Annotated in this window: 15 protein-coding genes; 11 read left to right on the top strand and 4 right to left on the bottom strand. The window is 46.7% G+C overall.

Features of this window, described 5'->3' with window-relative positions; translation table 11 throughout:
- Window positions 1-14: 14 nt before the first annotated feature.
- The 3 genes from DF182_RS20950 to DF182_RS20940 form a co-directional block, all read right to left on the bottom strand.
- Window positions 15-3,497: a TonB-dependent receptor domain-containing protein gene (locus tag DF182_RS20950; RefSeq protein ID WP_113617757.1), complete on the bottom strand. Its 3,483-nt coding sequence runs from the start codon at window positions 3,495-3,497 to the stop codon at window positions 15-17.
- A gap of 86 nt (window positions 3,498-3,583) precedes the next feature.
- Window positions 3,584-4,549 carry a FecR family protein gene (locus DF182_RS20945; RefSeq protein ID WP_113617756.1) on the bottom strand — a complete coding sequence of 322 codons (966 nt, stop codon included), beginning with the start codon at window positions 4,547-4,549 and terminating at the stop codon, window positions 3,584-3,586.
- 115 nt (window positions 4,550-4,664) lie between these two features.
- Window positions 4,665-5,231: an RNA polymerase sigma factor gene (locus DF182_RS20940; RefSeq protein ID WP_161964198.1), complete on the bottom strand. Its 567-nt coding sequence runs from the start codon at window positions 5,229-5,231 to the stop codon at window positions 4,665-4,667.
- A 222-nt stretch (window positions 5,232-5,453) separates the two neighbouring features.
- Here DF182_RS20940 and DF182_RS20935 point away from each other — a divergent pair, with 222 nt between their 5' ends.
- The 7 genes from DF182_RS20935 to DF182_RS20905 all read left to right on the top strand — a co-directional run bounded on the left by DF182_RS20935 (window position 5,454) and on the right by DF182_RS20905 (window position 13,934).
- A complete protein-coding gene (locus DF182_RS20935; RefSeq protein ID WP_147243494.1) occupies window positions 5,454-6,638 on the top strand; it encodes a glycosyltransferase family 87 protein in 1,185 nt (394 codons plus the stop codon).
- 83 nt (window positions 6,639-6,721) lie between these two features.
- Window positions 6,722-7,780, top strand: coding sequence for a sensor histidine kinase (locus DF182_RS20930; protein WP_113617753.1), 1,059 nt, complete (start codon window positions 6,722-6,724; stop codon window positions 7,778-7,780).
- A complete protein-coding gene (locus DF182_RS20925) occupies window positions 7,777-8,496 on the top strand; it encodes a LytR/AlgR family response regulator transcription factor (protein ID WP_113617752.1) in 720 nt (239 codons plus the stop codon). The genes DF182_RS20930 and DF182_RS20925 overlap by 4 nt, the downstream gene beginning before the upstream one ends.
- A 25-nt stretch (window positions 8,497-8,521) precedes the next feature.
- Window positions 8,522-10,762: a CocE/NonD family hydrolase gene (locus DF182_RS20920; RefSeq protein WP_211327176.1), complete on the top strand. Its 2,241-nt coding sequence runs from the start codon at window positions 8,522-8,524 to the stop codon at window positions 10,760-10,762.
- 147 nt (window positions 10,763-10,909) lie between these two features.
- Window positions 10,910-11,725 (top strand): hypothetical protein, encoded by an 816-nt coding sequence (locus tag DF182_RS20915; protein ID WP_113617751.1) that lies wholly within the window; start codon window positions 10,910-10,912, stop codon window positions 11,723-11,725.
- A gap of 88 nt (window positions 11,726-11,813) precedes the next feature.
- Complete coding sequence (locus tag DF182_RS20910; protein ID WP_113617750.1) at window positions 11,814-12,617, top strand: hypothetical protein; 804 nt, start codon at window positions 11,814-11,816, stop codon at window positions 12,615-12,617.
- Window positions 12,618-12,647: 30 nt separating this feature from the next.
- Window positions 12,648-13,934 (top strand): erythromycin esterase family protein, encoded by a 1,287-nt coding sequence (locus DF182_RS20905; protein ID WP_113617749.1) that lies wholly within the window; start codon window positions 12,648-12,650, stop codon window positions 13,932-13,934.
- Window positions 13,935-13,968: 34 nt separating this feature from the next.
- Here DF182_RS20905 and DF182_RS20900 read toward each other — a convergent pair whose 3' ends face one another.
- A complete protein-coding gene (locus DF182_RS20900) occupies window positions 13,969-14,337 on the bottom strand; it encodes a hypothetical protein (RefSeq protein WP_113617748.1) in 369 nt (122 codons plus the stop codon).
- Window positions 14,338-14,673: 336 nt separating this feature from the next.
- Here DF182_RS20900 and DF182_RS20895 point away from each other — a divergent pair, with 336 nt between their 5' ends.
- The 4 genes from DF182_RS20895 (at window position 14,674) to DF182_RS20880 (ending at window position 22,081) form a co-directional block, all read left to right on the top strand.
- The gene (locus tag DF182_RS20895) at window positions 14,674-15,267 is read left to right on the top strand and encodes an RNA polymerase sigma factor (protein WP_113617747.1); all 594 of its coding nucleotides are present in this window, start codon (window positions 14,674-14,676) and stop codon (window positions 15,265-15,267) included.
- A gap of 80 nt (window positions 15,268-15,347) precedes the next feature.
- The gene (locus tag DF182_RS20890) at window positions 15,348-16,487 is read left to right on the top strand and encodes a FecR family protein (RefSeq protein WP_113617746.1); all 1,140 of its coding nucleotides are present in this window, start codon (window positions 15,348-15,350) and stop codon (window positions 16,485-16,487) included.
- Between the two features lie 175 nt (window positions 16,488-16,662).
- Window positions 16,663-20,139: a SusC/RagA family TonB-linked outer membrane protein gene (locus tag DF182_RS20885; RefSeq protein ID WP_211327175.1), complete on the top strand. Its 3,477-nt coding sequence runs from the start codon at window positions 16,663-16,665 to the stop codon at window positions 20,137-20,139.
- Between the two features lie 16 nt (window positions 20,140-20,155).
- Complete coding sequence (locus DF182_RS20880) at window positions 20,156-22,081, top strand: RagB/SusD family nutrient uptake outer membrane protein (protein WP_113617745.1); 1,926 nt, start codon at window positions 20,156-20,158, stop codon at window positions 22,079-22,081.
- Window positions 22,082-22,096: the final 15 nt, after the last annotated feature.

Genomic DNA, 22,096 nt, shown 5'->3' with positions numbered 1-22,096 from the left:
TGTTCGTTTAATTTTTATAAAGTATAACTCAGCCCCAGCATGATCTCTGTACCACGTTTATAACTTCTGCGGATATACTCTTTTCCGTAGTATTTACCACCGGTATTGGGGTTGGCGTAAACTTCCTGCAGGGGCCTGTCCAGTATGTTTTTGGCATAACCTTTAAACTGCAGGCGTTTAACAATACGCTGGCTCAGCACGATGTCCAGCACAGGATTGGGGCGGGTGTACAGATCAGGTGTACCATCGAGGTTTACCTGTATCAACCGCTCTCCTACCATGTTGAAGGTGGTGGTGATATCTGTTCCGATTTTGCTGTTGAAATAGTTCAGGAAAACGTTCACAGAGTAAGGAGCCTGTTCAAACAGCGGACTGTTGGCGGGTGCGCGACGATCCAGTGCCTGAGAAGCCAGCATCCTTTCCGCGCTTTTTTTGATTTCACTTTGTGCCAGCAAGAGGTTAGCACCCAGGTTGAAGTGATTCAGCACAGGCACCAGTGGACCAAGGTTTTTCACTGCTTCCAGCTCTATACCATACACCCGTCCTTTGTTGGGATCATTTTGAAATTCGATAGCCGGGAACTCAGGGAAACGTGCATCCAGTCCGGTAGAATGTTGTTTGTATATTTTCGTCAGCTGGTTATCGATCTCTTTATAAAATACAGAAGCAGACAACACTTCACCAGCAGAAGGGAACCATTCCCAGCGGAAATCGTAGTTGGTGGTGAGCTGATTCTTCAGCTTAGGGTTACCAACTACCAATGCAAACTGGAAAGGGTCAAAATCAAAAACGTTGGTCAGTTCCCGCAGCTCCGGACGTGCCAGTGAATTGCTGTAGCCCAGGCGGAAATTCATCTTTTTATTCAGTGTATAGGTCAGGTTAGCAGAGTAGTAAGGTGTATAGTCTGTTTTGTAGATAGAGTTAGGCTCAGTATATACCAGGTTCACTTTGTTGCCGTCTTTATCAGGCGTGGTGATGGTAGGGTCGAGGAAAACGCCGGATGTATCTACGGCAGCCTGTATATCGGTCAGCTCAAAACGTACGCCACCAGTGAGGCGCAGGTTATCGGTCAGATGCAGGTCGAGCATACCATAGAAAGCGCGGGTTTCATAAAACCCTTTATAGTTGTTGGGTGATTTCTGGATATTGTATAAAAAGCCACCGGTAACAGGTTGACCTTCGTTGTTATAACCGGAAGGCGGACGGATACCGATGCGGTCAAATCCTACGAGGCGGTCCAGGTTACCATTTACTTCATACAGCGGCAAAGCCTTGTTGGCAGAGTAGTTGGAGCCAGGCAGAAATAATACGTTTTCTGTAAAATCTCTTTTACGATGAAGATAGTTGACACCGGTTTTAAACTCCTGACGCATGCCTGCCACCTTGAAAGGTATCATCAGGTCGGCTTTGTAGTTGTAGTTGGTTTCATGCAGTTTACGGAAACGGCGGCCGTTGGGATCGGCCTGGATGATACCGTAGGGACCATAGCCATTTACATAGCCGGATACCAGGGAGTATAAGTCTGTTGAATAAACAAATTCAGGGGGGCTGCCCGGCTGCTGCGTAGGGCGTGGATAAGCACCACCACCAACAGGTTTATAAGCTGCCAGGTTCACAAAACGATAATCCGGGTCATCCTGACTGGAAGACGAAGTAGCGAGATTATAACTCAGGCGCGGACTGTAATCTCCTTTGAGCAGCTTGTGTTCACCCTGGAGATTAAAAGTATTAAGGGTACGGTAGCTCTGTTTAAGTGAATAGATAATGTTAGAGACAGTTCCGGGTAAACCAGTATAATCATAGGCACCGTAAAGGTTGCTGGCCCTGGTTTCTGCGCCGCGGCTGCCCAGGTATTGCATACTGATTTCATGCTGCGGATTAAAACGATAGGCCACGCCTCCGAGGAAGCCGTAGTTCAATGTTTGTATACCAGTATTTTCTTTATAAGTCAGGTATTTGCCCAGGTGGATATTGTTGGGTGTGATGTAGTTGGGGATGATGCGGGGGCTGTACACCTCGTTGCTACCGGTGAGTACACCCTGATAGATACTCCATTGTGTCAGGTCGCCACCATAGGTGTCTGTAACGCGGCTGTAATAGTTTGCGCCGGCGATAATGCCCACCTGGTGTTTTTTAAACACTTTAAAATTATTACCGTAAGTCAGTGCATACAGTTGATTAAGCGGTGCTGATTTGTATTTGGTGGTCAGCACAGGATCAAACTGGTGCATGATACCGTTGATACGGTTGGCTTCTGCGAGCATGGCCGGATCGTTGCGACCGTTGGAAATTTTATCCTGTATTTCTCTCAGGCCGTTGGGATATTGTTTAGACAAAGCCTGGAACTCGTTGGTGAGTCCTTTGTTTTTTATTTTTTCTCCGAGAAAACCGCTTTCACTGTTATAGAAGCTGTTTACTTTTCCGCCGAGGCCTACCTGTGTGTTGAAGCCGCTTTGTATGGTGAGGTTGAATGTTTCCCTGTCGGGGATGGATTTTGTTTTCAGCTCTACGATACCGGCGGAAGCGTCTGCGGGCTTGTCGGGGGTATTACTTTTATAAACGGTGATATTATCAAGCAGGCTGGAAGGTACGAGGTCCAGCGGGATAGCGCTGCGGTCGGGGTCTGAGGAGGCCAGGCGCACGCCGTTGAGCTGTCCGATCACACTGCGGTCTCCGAGGCCGCGGATGGCTACATATTTATCGTCGGTGATCGTTACACCGGATACCCGTTGTAATGCCTGTGTGGTGGTAATACTGGCTGTACGTTCGATATTCTGTGCAGAGATACCATCGGAGATGATGGCCGAATTTTTACGGTCGTTGAGCAAAGAGGCTTCGGTATTGGTTCTGCGTCTTGCTTCCACGGTAACGCCACCCAGTGTTTTACTGTCGGCTTGTATGTGGATATCGAGTGCTGAGCTGGCGCCTACTTTCACCATTTTGGTAGCATACCCTACAAAGTATACGACCAGCACGTCTACTGTATCTTTTACTTCCGCTGTAAACCGGCCATGGGCGTCAGCAGTGAGATGGCTCCCACTGCTCTGCACCAGAATTTCCGCACCGGCTATTGGTGCGTTTTTCTTTGCATCTCTGACCACCCCGCTCACAGATCTCCATTTGCGCGGTGTTTCGTGTTTGATCGCCTGGGCTTTGCGGATGACCACCTTCTTACTGTCGGCCATTTCAAACTCAAGGCCGGTGCCTTGCAACAAAGAGGTTAATACCTCCTGGATGGTTTTGTTATCAAAGCGTGTGTTGTATTTTTTGATGGTGGCATTTACTTCTGCAGGGTTGTAAAAGAAGGTGACGCCGCCCCGTTGCTGTACTATTTCCAGGCAGCGGGCCAGCCCTTCATTGTTGAAGCTGATACTGATCTTTTTGTTCAACGTGCCTTCCTGTGCCATTGCTGTTGCTGCCATACCTAGCAGTAACGTCAGGCAACAGGCCCATCTCCACACTTTCCGTTTTAATCCTGGTAAAAATTTTTCCTTCATTCGTTTGTAATTGTTTTTTTGAAAAAAGATCCCCTTACCACTACCCGGGTAGTGGTTTAAACAGGCAATTGTGTTTCGATTCTGTGTTAGTTGCTGATGTTTATTGTTCCGTCTTTGTTTTTATGAATGGTTAACCTATAAGATAATGCGATCACTTTCAGCATATCCGGTAAAGGATCACCGGGTTCAAAAGCGCCAGTAAATTTCATCTCATTTATAACTGTATCCCTGACATTTATTTTTACATGAAACATATTTTCGATTTCACGGAAAACCTCGGACAGGGCCACATTGTTAAATACCAGCTGTTTGTTGGTCCAGCCGATATCCACATCCTGGTGTTTATTGATATTGACCACCCCGCCGGCTTCGTCGTAGAACAGTTCCTGGTTGGCGGTCAGCTGAGTAACCGGAAATCCTTTTACATCGGCCGATACCGCTACCCTCCCGGTTTTCACACTTACCCTGGCAGCCTGTATATGGCTGCTGTCTGTCATCACAAAAGAGGTACCGAGGACTTTCACCTGCAGATGCGGCGCCGTGATGGTAAAGGCAGCCGAAGGATTACGGACCACATCAAAAAAGGCCTCCCCATTCAGATGTACCTGTCTTTTTTTACCCCGGAATTTTTTAGGATAACTGATTTCACTATTGGCGTTGAGGACTACCCTGGAGCTATCGGGCAGTATTACCTGTTTAACCTGGAAAGCATGAGCAGTAACGGTTTCCACGGGTATCGGATCTACCAGGTCGAGAATATCGAACTGGTAGCGGTATCCCAGGGAAGCCCCCCCCAGCAATACTATACAGGCAGCCGCAATATTCCGGGCTCCCGAAAAACGTATAACCCTTCCCGTTGGTGTGTTCTGCATTTCGAGGTGTAATCTTTCCAGCACCTGCTGCCGGTGGGTTTCGCTTTGCCCCGTGGCAGGCTGTTGCCGGGCTTCCTCCAGGGCCTCTTCATACCACGCTTCCATCAGCGCAGCTTCTTTACCCGAAGCATTACCTGCCAGATACCTGTTGATGATTCTTTTTAGTTGTGCTACATTCATGATGACCGGTGTAAGCAGACAGATAACATGCCTGCGGGTAAAAAAACTGACTGTTCTCTACCTATATGTTCCTGGGAAAAGGGGCTTTGTCCCGTCCGGTCAGGTTAAGGAATTATTAACAAACCATCTCGGCCATAATGATGGCTACCGCAATATGATGACGAAGGGTTTTGAGCGCGATATGCAGCTGGTTGCGGACTGTTTTTTCCGATACGCCCATGCGCAGGGCTATTTCAGCGATAGAGAGTTGTTGACGACGGCTCATCAGAAACATTTCCCGGGTTCTGGGCGGCAATGTTTCCAGCTGAGTGGATATCTCATTAAAGAGGTCTGATTCGTGCAGTTTGTCCCAAATACTGTTTAATACGGGCAGGAACTCTTCTTCTACCCTATCGAGGTGTTCGGGACTTTTCAGTATCTCCTGTAATCTTTTAAACGACTGAAACCTGACTGCCTGCAACAGGTAATGCTGCAGGGAGCCGGTGATCTCCAGCTGTTCGCGTCTGCCCCACAGGGAGATATATACCAGCTGTACCACATCTTTCGCGTCATCATCTGATTTCAGTATTCTGCCGGCCAGGGAATATAATAGATGCCAGTGCTTATTGAAACATGTTTCAAAAGCTTTCTGGTCACCGGCCTTGATCTGGTGGAGCAACTCGATATCTTCACTGTTTTGCATAGCAACAGGTTTGACACTGCGCTGCAAAGTAAAGAAATCCATTCCCGGGGTTATTTTAATTTAATGTTATCAATTATTTTTATCAGGTGATACTGTTACTCCTTCTCTTTTAAATAAAACCAAATAACTATATGTCTTTTTTTCCGTTTCCAATGGAGGGGATGCGAAAATCCTGCGTTTATCAGGTAGTGAATCGACATTGTAGCTGTAAATTTTTTTATCGTGCCAAAGCTTCATCAACCTGCACCTGTAATAACACTCAGTGCCAACAATCGGGTACCAGCCTGGTATCAGCATCCGATGATTGTGACAGTATTGTACTTTCTGGGAACACTGATATTATATATACAATCACTGCTTACAGGCAAATACAATAATTTTATCATCTTCCGCAGCTCATGGGATCATCTGCTGCATCATATGCCGCTGTATGAGCTGTATCCCGAAACTTATTTTGACTACTTTTTATACCACCCTACTTTCCCTATCCTGTTTGCACCACTGGCCATTTTACCGGCCACTGTAGGTTTGTTTATCTGGTTGATGGGCAGCTCCGGCCTTTTCCTGTACGCCCTGCGTCAGTTGCCGGTAGCTGCCAACAGGCGGTATATCATCAGCTGGCTGCTGATACTGGAACTGTTAAACGCTATCCAGTCTTCACAAACCAATCCGATCATGACCGCATTGATGCTGCTGACAGTGATTAATCTGGAACGAAAGAAACCTGTACTGGCAGCGCTTTTCACCTGTCTCTGTTTTTTCATCAAAGGTTATGGCGCCATCACCGGATTGCTGTTTCTTTTCTACGATAACAAAAGTACTTACCTCAAATACTGCCTGTTATTCGGTATTACCGGCACCTTACTCCCGCTGCTGATATTGTCTCCGGCTGAACTGATACAAACATATAAAGACTGGTTCCATATGATCACCAGTCCTATTATTCTGGAAGATGCTTCTGTACGGGGTATGATACATGCATTGATACACATCCCTTTGCAACCTGCCATCGGGATAGATAAGGTGATGCATGTGGTGGCATTTGCAGGACTAGGCACAGCGCTCTTTTTCGCGTGGAAAAACAAAGCTCCTTTCTACAAGTGGATTATAGCGGCTTACCTGATGCTGTGGGTGGTATTGTTTAACCAGAGTACAGAATCTCCTACCTACATCATGGCGGTAGCCGGCGCTGTGACCGGTTTGATGCTGTTGCCGGAAAGGCCGCTGTCTGTTATCCTGTTAGGAATACTGGTGGCAGTCACCTCTCTGTGTCCTACCGACCTGGTGCCTTCCTTCATCAACAAAATAGCAGTTAGTTATCAGCTGAAAGCGTTGCCCTGTTTGCTGATACTGTTTTACTTCCAGTATTATTTATGTTTTACTAAACAGTCAACGGTAGCGGAATAACGTCTGTCCCCCGTTTTCTGCGCTCCTGTACTTTACTTTTTTATTTCCGGCGGAACGGTTTACTTTGTTCCGGATACAATGGTATGAAAAAGCAGGTACGCATATCACCTTACTGGCTGTGCCAGCTCAGCGGCTGGACAGTAGCAGCCCTTCACTGGGAAGTGGAAGGTTTTCTGCGCAGCCCGTATTTCAGCTACCGGCTGGCTATACTCAACTTTGCGGCGGATATTGTGGTCAACATCCTGCTGACACATGCCTACCGCCGGTTTGCCCTACAACACCGCTGGCCAGCCTTACCGCCACGGGCATTGATACTACGTATTATTCCAGCTGTAATATTACTGTCGGTTTGTTTTACCATCACTGTATCGCTGCGGTTCTATATTGAGCAGCATTATCCATCGTTTGATTTGTCTTACTGGACCTACCTGAAAGACACCGGCCGGCAACCATTTATGACCGGCATCCGGACCATGGCCGTATGGGTACTCGCCTGGCATATGTACCACTATGCACAGCGGGAAATCCGTACCGCACAGGAGAATGCCCGGCTACAGCTGCTTACCAGGGAAATACAACTTAGTAATCTCTCTGCCCAGCTCAATCCTCACTTCTTTTTTAACTCACTCAATAATATCAAGTCACTGATACTGGAAGATCCGGTATTGGCCAGGAGAGCCATAGACCTGCTCTCCGAGCTGTTGCGCCATGCATTGTACAAACAGTCCGACAAACTGATACCCCTACACGAAGAGCTGCAGGTGGTCAGTGATTATCTGGAGCTGGAGAAGCTACGTTTCGAAGACCGGCTGGAAGCAGACATCCGGATGGATGCACCATTGTCTGGTGTATTAGTCCCGCCGCTGAGCATACAAACCATGGTGGAAAATGCCATCAAACATGGCATCAACAAAACGGTGGATGGTGGCAGCATTATCATCAACATAGAAAAAAATGCAACAACTGTCCGTATCACGGTACAAAATCCGGGACGCCTGGAGCAGTCTGCCACTTCCAACGGGCTGGGTATCCGTAACCTGCAGGAACGGCTACAGCTGCAGTTTCATGGCCAGGCCTCCTTTCATATCACAGCATTGACTGATGAAAAAGTTTTAACCGTTCTAACTATTCCGGTTATATGAAAAAAATACAAGTAGTGATTGTGGATGATGAACGTGCAGCGCGGGAAGAGATCAAACGGGCACTACAGCCGTATACAGATTATACAGTGGCAGGAGAAGCCAAAAATGTAAGTGCCGCGCTGGAGCTGATCCGGGAAATGCAGCCAGACTTGCTTTTCCTGGATGTGCAGATGCCCGGCGCTTCCGGTTTCGATCTGCTGGCCAGTCTGCCTGAAGTACCCGACGTGATCTTTACCACCGCTTATGATGCCTATGCGGTAAAGGCATTTGATAACAACGCACTTGACTACCTGCTTAAACCCTTCCGCAGCGAAAGGTTTGCACAGGCGATGGACAAACACCGCAACAAATGTATGGAACGCGCTGCCCTGGCTGGAAACAACCTGGCCGATAAACAGCTTTTCATCAAAGAAGGTGATCAATGTTTTTTTCTGAAGCAGGGTGAGATATATCTGATAGAATCGGTGGACAACTACGCCCGTATACATTTTCAGGGAAAACAGGTGCTGATAAAAACCTCCCTTAACCAGCTGGAATCCAGACTGGACCCTTCTTCTTTTTTCAGAATCAACAGAAGTCAGATTATCCATGCCCGTTATATTACCCGTATTACAACTATTGATGGTGGCCGCTTACAGCTGACTATCCACGATAGTATACAGGTAGAAGTGTCCAGCCGGCAGTCTGTTAAATTCAAGCAATGGAATAATATTTAACGGTCTCTTTCAATTATTTTTTAAGATGATTTTACTAAGAAATTTTTTCTTACTGGCATTGTCATGCCTATACCTGCGTGCAGCGGCGCAGCAATTTCCGCTGCCACAGGCCGCCATCAGTAACGATAACGCCTTACATGCAGCAATGCCGTTGCTGGCAAATAAAATACTGTCAAGGTTAAAACCCGATGAAGACACGTGGACTTACCTCAGCCAACTGCTGATGGTACAACTCACTGCTAAAAAATATGCAGCCGCATTACAAACTATCCAACAATACAGAAAAGCTTTTGCACAAAACGATCCGGAAATAGCCGGTATAAAATTTATTCAATACGAAACATATGTCAGGGCCATGTTAAACAAAGCCCCATTTGAACAGGCTTTCCGACAGGCTTTTACCACCTCGCTGCAACGGCTGCACCAAGGCAACCGCTTTGATCTTGACAACTGGTATAGTCCGGATGTTGCCTTTCTCACCGCGGATTTCAGACGGCAGTTAGCGCAACAGCAAGGAAAAGACAGTATCAGCCTGCAGGATGCCATATCGTTGTGCAAACGGTATATCGCATGGCAGTTGCTTCTGCCGATTGCAAGGCTGGCCAAACCATTGCTGGCAGCCGAAAACAAAGAGCGTTATCTTATCAACGACAGCGTTCTGGTGAAAACCCGCGATGGTGCCATGGTTTCAGCTATCGTTGTACGGCCCAAAGGACAACAGCATCCTTTACCTGTCATCTTTTTCTTTACTATTTATACGGAAGCCAAAAACCTTTGCATCGCCAAAGAAGCCGCTGACAAAGGTTTTGTAGGTGTGGTAGCCAATACAAGAGGCAAACGATTGAGCAATGATACACCTGTGCCTTATGAACACGACGGCAACGATGCCTGGGATGTATTGGACTGGATCAGTCATCAGTCGTGGTGCAACGGCAAGATAGGTATGTATGGCGGCAGTTATGTGGGGTTCACACAATGGGCTGCTGTCAAACACGGCGTACACCCTGCATTAAAGACTATCGTACCTTCTGCAGCCGTAGTACCGGGCTTTGATGTGCCAAAGGAAAACAATGTATACTTGAGTTTCGTATATCCGTGGATTCCTTATGTCACCAACAATAAATTCCTCGACAACGTTACCTACTATGATCAGCAGCGCTGGCGCGGGATGCAGTTCCGTTGGTACCACAGCGGTGCAGCCTATCGTACACTCGATAGTACAGATGGACAGCCCAATCCTGTATTCCAGCGCTGGCTGGAACATCCGGCTTATGATCAGTACTGGCAAAACATGACCACTTACCGCGAAGATTTTTCCCGCATCCATATTCCCGTATTGAGTACTACCGGCTATTTTGATGGTGCGCAGATCGGCGCCATGTATTATCTCCGCGAACATTATCGGTATAACTCCGCTGCTGATCACTATCTCGTTATCGGCCCCTTCGATCATTTAGGTTGCCAGCATGTGCCTGCACCTTATCTGAATGGCTATAAAACAGATGCAGTGGCCCATCTCAGCATCCATCAACTTATCTACCAATGGTTTGATTATATTTTAAAAGGTGGTAAAAAACCGGCTTTGTTGCAGGATAAAATCAACTATCAGGTAATGGGGACCAATCAATGGAAACACGTGTCTTCTCTTGAAAAGATGAACAATGATACGCTAACGTTTTATCTTGATCAGCAGCGGCTGTCTCTTCAACCGCCTGTCAGCACAGGCTTTGTAAGCAGGCAGGTGGATCTTTCCGACAGAGCGGGCGGATTTACCAGCAACTATATTCTTTCAAGGCTGATAACCTCTGATATCAATACCAGCAACGGCAGTGTGTTTGTGAGTGAGCCATTTACACAGGCTGTAAATATCAATGGCTCTTTCCTGGGCCGGTTGCAGGCGGTTGTCAATAAAAAAGATGTGGACATCGGCATAGATCTGTATGAGCAGTTGCCCGATGGACGGTACTTCCAGCTGTCTTATTATCTGGGTCGTGCCAGTTATGCCGCTGATCCTGAAAAACGGCAGTTGCTGGTACCAGGAGCTGTCAGTACTATTTCGTTTAGTAATACCCGTATGATCAGCAAAAAAATCAGCAAAGGTAGTCGGCTGGTGGTGGTCATCAACATCAACAAAAATCCTTTTGAAGAAATCAATTATGGCAGTGGTAAAAAGGTGAGTGAAGAAACCGTTGCAGATGCCGGAGAGCCGGTACATATCCAGTGGCGTAACGATAGTTTCATTCGTATACCCGCATGGAAAGATTAAACCATCGAACTTGATAAGTACATTTACATATGTAATAATTTTACTTACAAATACTTGGACATGTAAAAAACACAATATATCTTAGCCGTACGGATGTGATATTAACCCACTTTTGATACCATTGAAAATTAAATACAAATAAAACCTATGAAAAAAACGTTACTCACACTGGCCGGCATGGCGTTGTTATTCACTGCATGTTCTAAAAAAGACGATACTACTCAACCCGAAGACAACTATTTGAAAGGTTTGTTAAAAGGCGAGTACAGCATCACTGATACCGCACGCTATGAGTACAACAGCGACAAAACAGTTTCGCGCGTTCGTTATGGTTGGATTGACGGAGCTGATGTTGGCGGAGGTATTTCCACCTACAAATATGCCAACAACAAAATGACGGAAGTATGGCTCAGTGCTTACAGCGAATCACTGGTATTCGGTCCTAATACACTGGTAGCGCAGTACATTTATGCAGGTGATAAATTGCAGAAGATCGTGAGACCACAGGCAACCGGTCTGCCGCGTATCGACTCCATCGGATATGGCGCCAATGGCAAAGCAGAAAAAGTATTCTATTACGAAGCTGATCCTGCTGATAAAACCAAACAGAAAAATATCCAGATCGACGTCCTGGAATGGACCGGTAATAATATCACCAAGATTACCGCTAACTGGGCAGCTCCGGATGGCAGCCCGCTGACAGCCATTGATACCTACACCTTCGATGATAAACCTAACTATCAGGGTGATATATTAATGACGCTATTAGAAGATGGTTTTGATCCTGAAGCTTTCAATGCCAACAACGTAACAAAAGTTACCAGAGACCAGGGAGCTCTTACAAACAGGACCAACACCTTTGAACTGGAATATAACAGTGAGAACAAAGTCATCAAACAAAAAGCTACCTATACTTTTAAGCAATCAGGTACTGAGGTGAACACCTTTGAATACTACAAATAATAAATCCATTTCCGGCGGATGATCTTCTGATCATCCGCCGTTGTCATTTACAACCTACAACTGTATCTATCATATCCCTACCCCGTTTATGAAAAAACATTTACTGGCTTTAACAGCGATAACATTGCTTTTTGCCGCCTGCTCCAAAAAAGACGACACTACCCCTGAAGACAAAACCGATCCCTTGTCAGGCTTGCTGGTTGGCATTTACAGTCCAACTGATACTTCCCGACTGCAATACAATGATGACAAGACCCTCGCTAAAGTCACCTACATGTGGAACCGCAGGCTTTCCGCCGGATCAGGTGTGGAGACAATCAAATACGCAGATGGTAAAATTCAGGAAATAAGGAATATTCAGTCAGGAAGCAACACACCCTTCATCACCCAACTGGTATATTTGAACAATAAAGTACAGAAGATCATTTTCCAGGAAAATCCAACCTCCACACAGGTGGATTCTATCCGTTACCGCGCTGACGGTAAAGCCGAAAAAGTATTCCGTATCCGGGACTATAATACCGTCAACGCCAGAGTAACCAATACCTACTCCCTCGTATGGACCGGCAACAATATCACCTGTGTAGTGGAGGAATACGGAGATAAAACAGACCCACTCTATACCAGCTACGTTTATAACTACACCTTCGACGATAAACCGCATATCTACACCGATTTTCAGGCTATGCTGCTGGATGGTGGTTTTAATGTTGAATACTTCTGCACCAACAACGTTACCAAGGCAGAGCAAGTTAACGGGAACGGTACTACGGATGTTAACACTTTCAGCTACGAATACAACAGCAAAAACAAGGTGAGCAAAATGAAGGCTTATTATTCGTTTGATCAGCCACTGGGAGAGAAATTGACTACTTTTGAATATCGTAAATAATGAGTTAAAAATAACTACAACCAAATTTGTATGCAATCAGTAATATCCAAACTTTTATGCGGGAATGGTATTCTTATTATTACCTTATTATTTGGATTGAATAGTTATGCTCAGGAAAATATTGAAAAATATGTAAAAGAGAATGCGAACCGGATTTATACAGTTGACCCGGATTCTATCAATTACAAAGACCTTCAGGTAATTGGAGATGCGATTGGTGATGCAACTATCGTTATGCTGGGAGAACAAGATCACGGTGACGCACCGGCATTTTTGGCCAAAACGAGACTCATAAAATATCTGCATGAGCAAAAAGGATTTAATGTACTCGCCTTTGAAGATGATTTTTTTGGTCTGAATTATGGCTGGGACCAAATAAAGAAGGATAATCAGGTAATTGATTCTTTCATTAAAAAAACAGTTTATCCAATTTGGGCTTACTGTACCGCTTGTCAGGAATTATTCTATAATTATATTCCTTCCACTTTTAAAAGTGGATCTCCACTACAGCTTTCGGGATTTGATCCGCAGGTGGAGATACATAATGTTATGATCAAATTGGATAGTACGATAAGAAGATTAAAACTATCTATAACGTTGTCAGAAAACTACCAGACAGAAGTAGTAAATGTGATGAAAAATTGGGGTAAAAATATCAAAGACACCAGTTTAAACAACCGGTACTTAGGCTATCTGACCAGAATAAAAGCCGAGCTGAAAGAGCAGGTTGCGCCAAATGATTTCTGGCTGTTGTTGGTTGACAACCTGATGGCCGAAAATGTCGAATTTCAGGCTATTGGCACCAACTACTGGAAAGAGTCTAACACAAGGGACACACAGATGGCCATGAACCTTACCTGGCTGGCAAAACATAAGTACGCAAATGAGAAGATTATTGTATGGGCACATAACTACCATGTATCAAAATACGCAGGTCATTTTGAAGAAAGTTTTCTGAATGAGGCGAATCCCATGGGGAATATTTTTACCAACAGTGATTTTTCCCATAAAACTTATATTATCGGGTTTACTTCTTTTGAAGGGACTGCAGGTCGCCTAACCCGGAAGGAAAAGGATAAAGTTGCGCCCCCTCAAAGCAACAGCTTCGAAAGATGGATTAACAGCAGCTATGATTATGCATTTGTTGATTTTAAGAAATTTAACAACCAAAATCCGCAACAGAATAATATAGGTTTTTATATGTCTGGTGCCATAAGACCCCGGTGGTATCATAAGAACCATAAGGCAGTCTGGAATCAGATATATGATGGTGTATTTTTTATAAGGAAAATGTATCCATGTGAAATTATAAAATAATTGTCGCAGCAACCCTTATCCGCTATCAGTGACGCTATATTTTCACTTCCTGCACTCCTTCCGCTAATATCTTAATCTCACCTCCTGTTGAATTCGTCTTTATCACATAGCAATTCATTTTAACGTGGTCGAAAGCTCCTTTCCATCCTTTGTAAAAACCAACCAGATCTTCGTCATCTTCGGGAGTTATATAAGCCATATCTATTGATTCTTTGGCAATAATTCCAAAATTCATGGTAGCCTTATATAAGTAGACCTTTTTGAAAACAAGTTTGGACCTAGGCTGGTCATACCAATCAATTACCATTTCCACACTATCATTATTCCCCGGATCGCTTCTATCGATGAATATACTTTCAAGTATAGAATCATGCCAATAGCAGTCATCAAAATCAAATTCCATTATTTGTTCATTTACGGTCAATACTTAAAGACGCACTCTGATTATTTAAAATAGGGATTTACCTCTTTCATATATCAAACAACTACATACTTAACACTTTTAGATCTCACAACAAAATCAGATTCCGGATTCTCCTTTAATTGCCATACTTTCTAATTATTTTCGCTATCATTTTTAACTACTATTGGCCAAAGGTACAGGATAGTCTATATAGTGTCTCATTTTCGCTCAAGTATAAACCCGCTAGAGGATTTTTTTAGTATCCTACAATAATTATTAATCTCTTTTATCTATCTTAAAGCTGCCAACAGCAACGTGTAATTTCATGGACCTGATATGAATAATCTTCCGGATGATGCGGATATAGCGACAGGCCTGTACAGCGGAGACAGGGAGTCTTTTGTACTGCTGTACGAACAGCATGCGGGCGAACTATACCGCTATATCTATCTTTTTATCCGGTCGAAGGAAGATGCAGAAGATATCCTGCAGAATGTATTCACCCGTATCTGGATGAAAAGGGAGACACTAGGTGAGATCCGGTCGCTGCGTAGCTTTCTGTTTCGGGTTACCCGCAATCAGGTGCTGAATTATTTCAGGAGTGCCAAGGTGAAAATGCGGGTGCAACAATTAATGGCCTCCGGTGATACGCCTGAAAATGCCGATGCAGGCGAGTTATTACAATACAAACAATATTACGAGCTGGCCAGTGATGCAATCAGCAAACTACCTAAGCGCCGGCAGGAAGTGTTCCGGTTGAGTTATGAAAATGGCCTCAATACCCATGAAATTGCCAGTCAGCTTCATATTTCCTCTTCTGCGGTGAAACAGCACCTGTATGCCGCCTCCGATTTTATACGTGACTACCTGCAAAAACACGGAGATATCTCCGCCGCCCTTCTGATTTTCCTCACTCTTTTCGACAATTAAAAAATTTTTTTTCTAATTGACCTGTCTTATTTTGGAGTATGCGTGTCTTTATATAAGCTGTGCAACCAAAATGTAGCTTTATGAACAATGAAGAAGCAGCCCTGTTTGTAAAAAGATATGCAGCCGGGACCGCCACCCCTGAAGAACATGCAGCCTTTGAACAGTGGATCCATGAACAACCGCTGCAGGAAGTACAAGTCCTGCTGGACGAATACACGGCGCTGATGGAACAACATCCTATATGGCTGCCTGCCAACAAAGCGTTGCTGGACCGTATACTCAGGGAACTGGACCGGCCACCAGCCCGGGTAGTGCCACTGTCTTCCTGGAAAAAACGGCTGTCTATCGCAGCCGGGATCGCGCTGCTGATCGCAGGTGCCGGTTATGCCGGCTGGCATACGGTCCGTCAGTACCGCCAGCCCGCCACAGCGGCGGTTATTCATGCCGGCGGCAACAAAGCTATCCTGCAACTGGCTGATGGTACAACGCTGGAGCTGGACAGCACCACACAAACAAGGCCCAGCCACGTTTTGAATATAACAGCCGGTTTACTGCAATACAACCCACGGCCTTACCAGGGAGCCACTGTATACAACACCCTCTCCACGCCCAGGGGCGGCCAATACCAGCTGCTTCTGCAGGACGGCACACGGGTATGGCTAAACGCAGCTTCTTCCATCCGTTTCCCCATAGCCTTTAACGGTAACGACCGTACGGTGGAAATTACAGGAGAAGCTTATTTTGAAGTAGCACAGGATGCACGCAAACCCTTTATTGTAAAAGCCGGCACTACACAAATCAACGTGCTGGGAACCCATTTTAACGTCAGCGCCTATCCGGAAGAAAATAATATCCGTACCACCCTGACAGCAGGGAAAGTAGCGGTATCCAATGGCAGCGCCCCACAACAACTTACACCCGGCCAGCAGTCGGTATGCACCCATAGCAGCCATACGATCAGTATACGCACGGTAGACCCTGACCAGGAAACAGCCTGGAAAGATGGGCGCTTTATCTTCAACGGTAACATCCGCGACATCATGCATCAACTGGAACGCTGGTACGATGTAAGCGTGGAATATGAAGGTAATATCAGCGACCAGGCATTTATAGGAGATATTTCACGGAATGAAAACCTGGGCGAAGTATTGAAAATACTGGAGTTCACAGGAAAAATACACTTCAGGACAATAAACAGAAAGATTATCGTAACACCGTAAAACCAATTATCACGTCAACCAAAATTAGCAACATGTAATTCCAAACCACGGATAGAGCCGGAGAAAAACCCAGACGCGGTTGCGACGCGTCCGGGGAAAGTATTGCCTGGCCGGATCCTTTTTCATCAGTGGACTGATTGAATTTTTATCACATTAAACCAAGCACACCAAATTTATGCTTTTTAAACAAAAGGTCAAACGTGGTATGCAGGCCTGTGGCCTGCCCGCCAAAATTCTGCTGTTTATGAAACTGACGCTCATTTTGATGATCGCAGCCACCCTGCAGGTTACCGCTGGCGCTTTCGGCCAGAAGGTAACCCTCCACAGGAAGGACGCCTCATTACTGGAAGTGCTTAAATCCATCCGCAAACAAACCGGATGCAGCTTTATCGGCGACCGCCAGATGCTGCAGCGCACACAAGGCATCGATATCGCCATTGCCAACGCTACCACCGAAGAAGCCATAAACGCCTGTATGAAAGGGCTTCCCCTCTCCTGGGCGATAGTAGGCAACACCATCATCATCCGGGACAGAGATACGCCAACGCCCCTACGTAGTTCCACCACCGACTCCGCCATCGTTATCAGAGGCAAGGTAACCGACAGCAGCGGCCTCGGTCTCCCCGGCGTATCCGTCACCCTCCGCTCAGACCCCAGGAAAGGCGTACAAACTGATGCCACCGGCAACTACACTTTTCGTATGCCCGTTAGGGATATACTGGTATTTACCTATATCGGTTTCGACAAAAAGGAAATACCTGTCACCCGCAGCGGCATCGTCAACGCTGTATTACAGCCGGTAGACAGCAAACTCAACGAAGTAGCCGTGGTGGCCTACGGCACACAGAAAAAAACCAGCATGGTAGGCTCTGTCACCACCATCAACCCCAAAGAGCTGAAAGGCCCTACCAGCAACCTCACCACCATGCTCGCCGGAAGGCTGGCCGGCGTTATCTCCTACCAGCGCAGCGGAGAACCCGGCAGAGACAATGCCGAATTTTTTATCCGCGGTATCACCTCTTTTGGCAGCGGCAAAGTAGATCCGCTGATACTGATAGACGGTATGGAAATGGGCCCCTCCGATCTCGCCCGCATACAGCCAGACGATATCGCCGGCTTCTCCATCCTCAAAGATGCCACCGCTTCTTCGTTATACGGAGCCAGAGGCGCCAACGGCGTCATACTCGTCACCACCAAATCAGGCCAACTGGGCAAAACACGCTTCAACGTACGCGTCGAAAACTCTACGTCCTCCAATACCCGCAACTTCAAACTGGCCGACAACGTGACCTACATGAAACTCGCCAATGAAGCCGTTATCACACGCGAACCACTCACCACCAGGCCATACCTGCAAAGCAAAATAGCCCATACCGCCGATGGCGACGATCCCTACCTATATCCTAACAACAACTGGATCGATAAACTGGTAAAAGACAATACCAACAACCAGCGTTACAATCTCAACCTGAACGGCGGCGTAGACCGCGCCCAGTACTATATCGGCGCCACCTACAACATCGACAACGGCGTTCTCCGCACCATCGCTGACAATAACTTCAACAGCAACGTAAAAAGCCGTAACTACGAAATACGTTCCAATATCAACATCAAACTGACACCTACCACCGATGCCGTCGTACGCACTTCCGGCAGGTTTTCCGATTACAACGGCCCTATCAGAGGTGGCGGTGAAATTTTCCGGCAGGCTATGAGCGCCAATCCGGTGCGCTTTCCAGCCTACTTCCCCGCCAGCTTCGCCCCCGATGAAAAACATCCGTTGTTCGGTAATATGAAAGCAGAAGACGGAACCTTCTACACCAACCCCTTCGCCAATGCGGTATCCGGCTTCCAGCAGGAAACCACCTCCACGCTCATCGCACAGCTGGAGCTGAAACAAAACTTCAACTTCCTGACCAAAGGACTCTCCGCCAGGCTCATGACCTATACCAAACGGTATTCCCTTTTTAATATGAGCCGTAAATACAATCCCTTCTACTACAGCGTCAGCATAGACCCCGAAGAAGGGCTCAGAGGCCTCAATCTGCTGAATGAAACCGATGGTACCGAATACCTCAGCTTCAGTCAGGGTGATAAACAAATCACCACCTTTACTTATCTTGAAGCAGCAGTGAACTATGATAAAGTTATCCGTGAACGGCATGCTGTCAGCGGCATGCTGATCGCCATCCTCAACAATCAGCTCACCGCCAATGCCGGCTCACTTGTCGCCTCCCTGCCACGCCGCAACCAGGGCGTATCCGGACGCTTTACCTATGCATACGATAACCGTTACCTGATGGAATTTAATTTCGGTTACAACGGTTCCGAACGATTCGATAAAAACCATCGCTTCGGTTTCTTCCCCTCCATCGGTTTCGGCTGGAACGTCAGCAACGAACAATTCTTCTCCGGCCTGTTGCCTGTCATTACACGCCTCAAACTCAGAGGTACCTATGGCCTCGTGGGCAACGACCAGATCGGCAATACCTATGACCGCTTTTTCTACCTCTCTGATGTAAACCTGAATGCAGGTTATGCATATGTTTTTGGAGAAAACTTCACAGAAGCCAAACCTGGCGTAGTTATCAACCGCTATGAAAACAGAGACATCACCTGGGAGAAAGCGTATAAAACCAACCTGGGCTTTGAACTGGAGCTCTTTAAAAACATCCGCCTGGAAGCCGACTTCTTTCAGGAACACAGGTCCAACATCCTGATGTCACGCTCCTATATCCCCAGCACCATGGGACTCAATGTTATACCACAAGCCAATGTGGGCGTAGCGATGGGCCGTGGTGTGGACATGTCACTCGACTACAAAAGAAATTTCGGCAAAAATGCCTGGGCACAGGTACGCGGCACTTTCACCTATGCCACCAGCAAAATACTCGTCAATGAAGAACCTAAATACCCCGAACAAAACAGGTATCTCTCCAGAGTCGGTTATCCTATCAGACAGATGTGGGGCCTCGTTGCAGAACGTTATTTTGTGGATGAACATGAAGTGATGAACTCTCCCCGTCAGAACTACGGCGGTTATATGGCCGGCGATATCAAATACAAAGACATCAATGGCGATGGACAAATCACTAACCTCGATCTGCTGCCCATCGGATACCCCACCACCCCCGAAATCAACTACGGCTTTGGCTTCACCTTTGGTTACCGCGCTTTCGATATCAGCGCGTTTTTCCAGGGGTCCGGCCGATCATCCATTTTTATCAGTCCGGGTGATATTGCCCCTTTTATTACCGGACATTATTCATATCCTGATGGCGGCGTTTCTCCAACTGTAGACCAGCATGGCCTTCTGCAGGTAGTTGCTGACAACCACTGGTCAGAAAATAACCGCGATCTGTACGCCTTCTGGCCACGACTCAGTGTAGACCAGCGTAATAACAATCTGCAAACCTCCACCTGGTGGATGCGCAACGGGGCCTTCCTCCGGCTAAAGACCGTAGAACTCGGATATACCCTGCCGCAGCGCGGTCTTAAACGTTATGGCCTCAGCCAGCTGCGGGTATATCTCAACGGCTTCAACCTGCTGATGTTCAGCCAATTCAAACTCTGGGATGTAGAAATGGGGGGTAACGGTCTCGGCTACCCTGTTCAGCGGGTATTCAACGCCGGCATCAACCTTGGATTCTAACCTTAACATTTGTCACATGAAAAAAATTCTTCTACACAGCGTATATACAATAACGTTAGCATCCGGATTACTGCTCTCGGCCTGTAAAAAACCTTTTCTGGATATAGTGCCCGACAACGTGGTCACACTGGCCAATGCCTTCTCCAATAAAACAGAAGCAGAAAAATATCTCTATACCTGTTACTCCTACCTGCCCGATGCGGGTCCTGTGTCCAACATTCTTTTTTTTGGAGCCGATGATATGTGGACCTATCGCGCCAACAACTACTTCTATCAATCTCCCTGGAAAATAGCCCTGGGAGAGCAGAATATCGTGAATCCCTATGTGGATTTCTGGAACGGCGGCAATCACGGTAAAGGGTATTTCAGGGCTATCCGCGACTGTAACATCTTCCTGGAAAATATGATGGAGGGGGAATCCTATAAACATATCGCCTATCTCAGTCCGGATATGCAGAAACGATGGATCGCTGAAGTGAAGTTTCTCAAAGCCTATTATCACTTCTACCTGTTACGCATGTACGGACCTATTCCCATTACTGATAAAAGTCTGCCTGTTTCCGCTACGCCTGACCAGGTAAAGGTAAAGCGCGACCCGGTAGACAAAGTGGCAGACTACATTGTGCGACTGCTGGATGAAGCCATTGCTGTGTTGCCCGCCGAAGTACCCAATCGCGGCACGGAGCTGGGCAGGATCACTAAACCAGCCGCACAGATGCTGAAAGCCAGACTGCTGACAATGGCCGCCAGTCCTTTGTTTAATGGCAACCCGGACTATGCTTCCTTTAAAGACAAAGATGGACAGTTACTCTTTAGCACCAGCTACGACGCTTCCAAATGGGAGAAAGCAGCAGCAGCCTGTGAAGCTGCAATTCAAACCTGCGCCGGTGCCGGTATCCGCCTGTTTGAATTCAGTGATCCTTTCGCCAAATTATCTCCCGCCTCCATCATACAAATGAGTATACGCGGCAGCGTTACCGAACGCTGGAACACAGAAATAATATGGGCCCTCTCTGCCCGCACCGATGCTACCTTACAGACCTATTCCATGGCAGACAGGATAGATCCGTCTTTCCCCAACGCTACCTATCTCAGCTCCTACATGGCCCCCACCCTGCGTATAGCAGAAACATTCTACAGCAGCAACGGCGTACCTATCAATGAAGATAAAACCTGGGACTATGGCCGTCGTTATGAGTTGCGCACCGCTACCTATGATGAGCGCCTCAACATACAACAGGGCTATACAACTGCACGCCTGCACTTCGACCGTGAAAACCGCTTCTATGCCAGCCTGGGCTTCGATGGTGGCCTCTGGTTCATGCAAAGCAACGCTACCGATGAAAAAGCATGGACCATCAAAGCCAAGTTCGGACAACCACAGGGAAAAGTATCAGACCAGTTTTATTCCGAAACAGGCTACTGGCCCAAGAAACTGGTGAACTGGAAATTTGTGCAGACCAACAGTGGCTTCAATACCGAAGTATATCCCTGGCCGGAAATGCGTCTGGCAGACCTCTACCTGCTCTACGCTGAAGCACTCAATGAAACAGGCAAAGGCACCGAAGCCATCGTATGGCTGGATAAAGTCCGTAAACGCGCCGGCCTCGATGGTGTAGTTAACGCATGGACCAACTATTCCAACAATCCCGGCAAATTCGCCAACAAAGAGGGTCTGCGTAGTATTATCCACCAGGAACGTATGATTGAAATGGCTTTTGAAGGTTCCCGCAACTGGGACCTGCGCCGCTGGAAAGAAGCTGTGATATACGAAAATAAACCGGTGCTGGGATGGGATGTCAATCAACGGGTGGCCAGCGAATACTATCGCCCCAGAACCCTTTTCCAGCAAACGTTTGTGGCTCCCCGTGATTATCTGTGGCCACTCAGGGAATATGACCTGACCGTTAATACCAACCTGGTTCAAAATCCGGGATGGTGATACTATTCATTATTT

The sequence above is a fragment of the Chitinophaga flava genome (assembly GCF_003308995.1).
Taxonomy (GTDB): Bacteria; Bacteroidota; Bacteroidia; order Chitinophagales; family Chitinophagaceae; genus Chitinophaga; species Chitinophaga flava.
The sequence above is the reverse complement of the archived record's forward strand: the minus strand, read 5'-3'. Positions and strand labels throughout refer to the sequence as shown.

Excerpts from the sequence above, each read along its gene's own strand:
- DF182_RS20950 (WP_113617757.1), bottom strand. The coding sequence starts at position 3,497 with ATGAAGGAAAAATTTTTACCAGGATTAAAACGGAAAGTGTGGAGATGG.
- DF182_RS20945 (WP_113617756.1), bottom strand. The coding sequence starts at position 4,549 with ATGAATGTAGCACAACTAAAAAGAATCATCAACAGGTATCTGGCAGGT.
- DF182_RS20940 (WP_161964198.1), bottom strand. The coding sequence starts at position 5,231 with ATGCAAAACAGTGAAGATATCGAGTTGCTCCACCAGATCAAGGCCGGT.
- DF182_RS20930 (WP_113617753.1), top strand. The coding sequence starts at position 6,722 with ATGAAAAAGCAGGTACGCATATCACCTTACTGGCTGTGCCAGCTCAGC.
- DF182_RS20925 (WP_113617752.1), top strand. The coding sequence starts at position 7,777 with ATGAAAAAAATACAAGTAGTGATTGTGGATGATGAACGTGCAGCGCGG.
- DF182_RS20920 (WP_211327176.1), top strand. The coding sequence starts at position 8,522 with ATGATTTTACTAAGAAATTTTTTCTTACTGGCATTGTCATGCCTATAC.
- DF182_RS20915 (WP_113617751.1), top strand. The coding sequence starts at position 10,910 with ATGAAAAAAACGTTACTCACACTGGCCGGCATGGCGTTGTTATTCACT.
- DF182_RS20910 (WP_113617750.1), top strand. The coding sequence starts at position 11,814 with ATGAAAAAACATTTACTGGCTTTAACAGCGATAACATTGCTTTTTGCC.
- DF182_RS20905 (WP_113617749.1), top strand. The coding sequence starts at position 12,648 with ATGCAATCAGTAATATCCAAACTTTTATGCGGGAATGGTATTCTTATT.
- DF182_RS20900 (WP_113617748.1), bottom strand. The coding sequence starts at position 14,337 with ATGGAATTTGATTTTGATGACTGCTATTGGCATGATTCTATACTTGAA.
- DF182_RS20895 (WP_113617747.1), top strand. The coding sequence starts at position 14,674 with ATGAATAATCTTCCGGATGATGCGGATATAGCGACAGGCCTGTACAGC.
- DF182_RS20890 (WP_113617746.1), top strand. The coding sequence starts at position 15,348 with ATGAACAATGAAGAAGCAGCCCTGTTTGTAAAAAGATATGCAGCCGGG.
- DF182_RS20885 (WP_211327175.1), top strand. The coding sequence starts at position 16,663 with ATGCTTTTTAAACAAAAGGTCAAACGTGGTATGCAGGCCTGTGGCCTG.
- DF182_RS20880 (WP_113617745.1), top strand. The coding sequence starts at position 20,156 with ATGAAAAAAATTCTTCTACACAGCGTATATACAATAACGTTAGCATCC.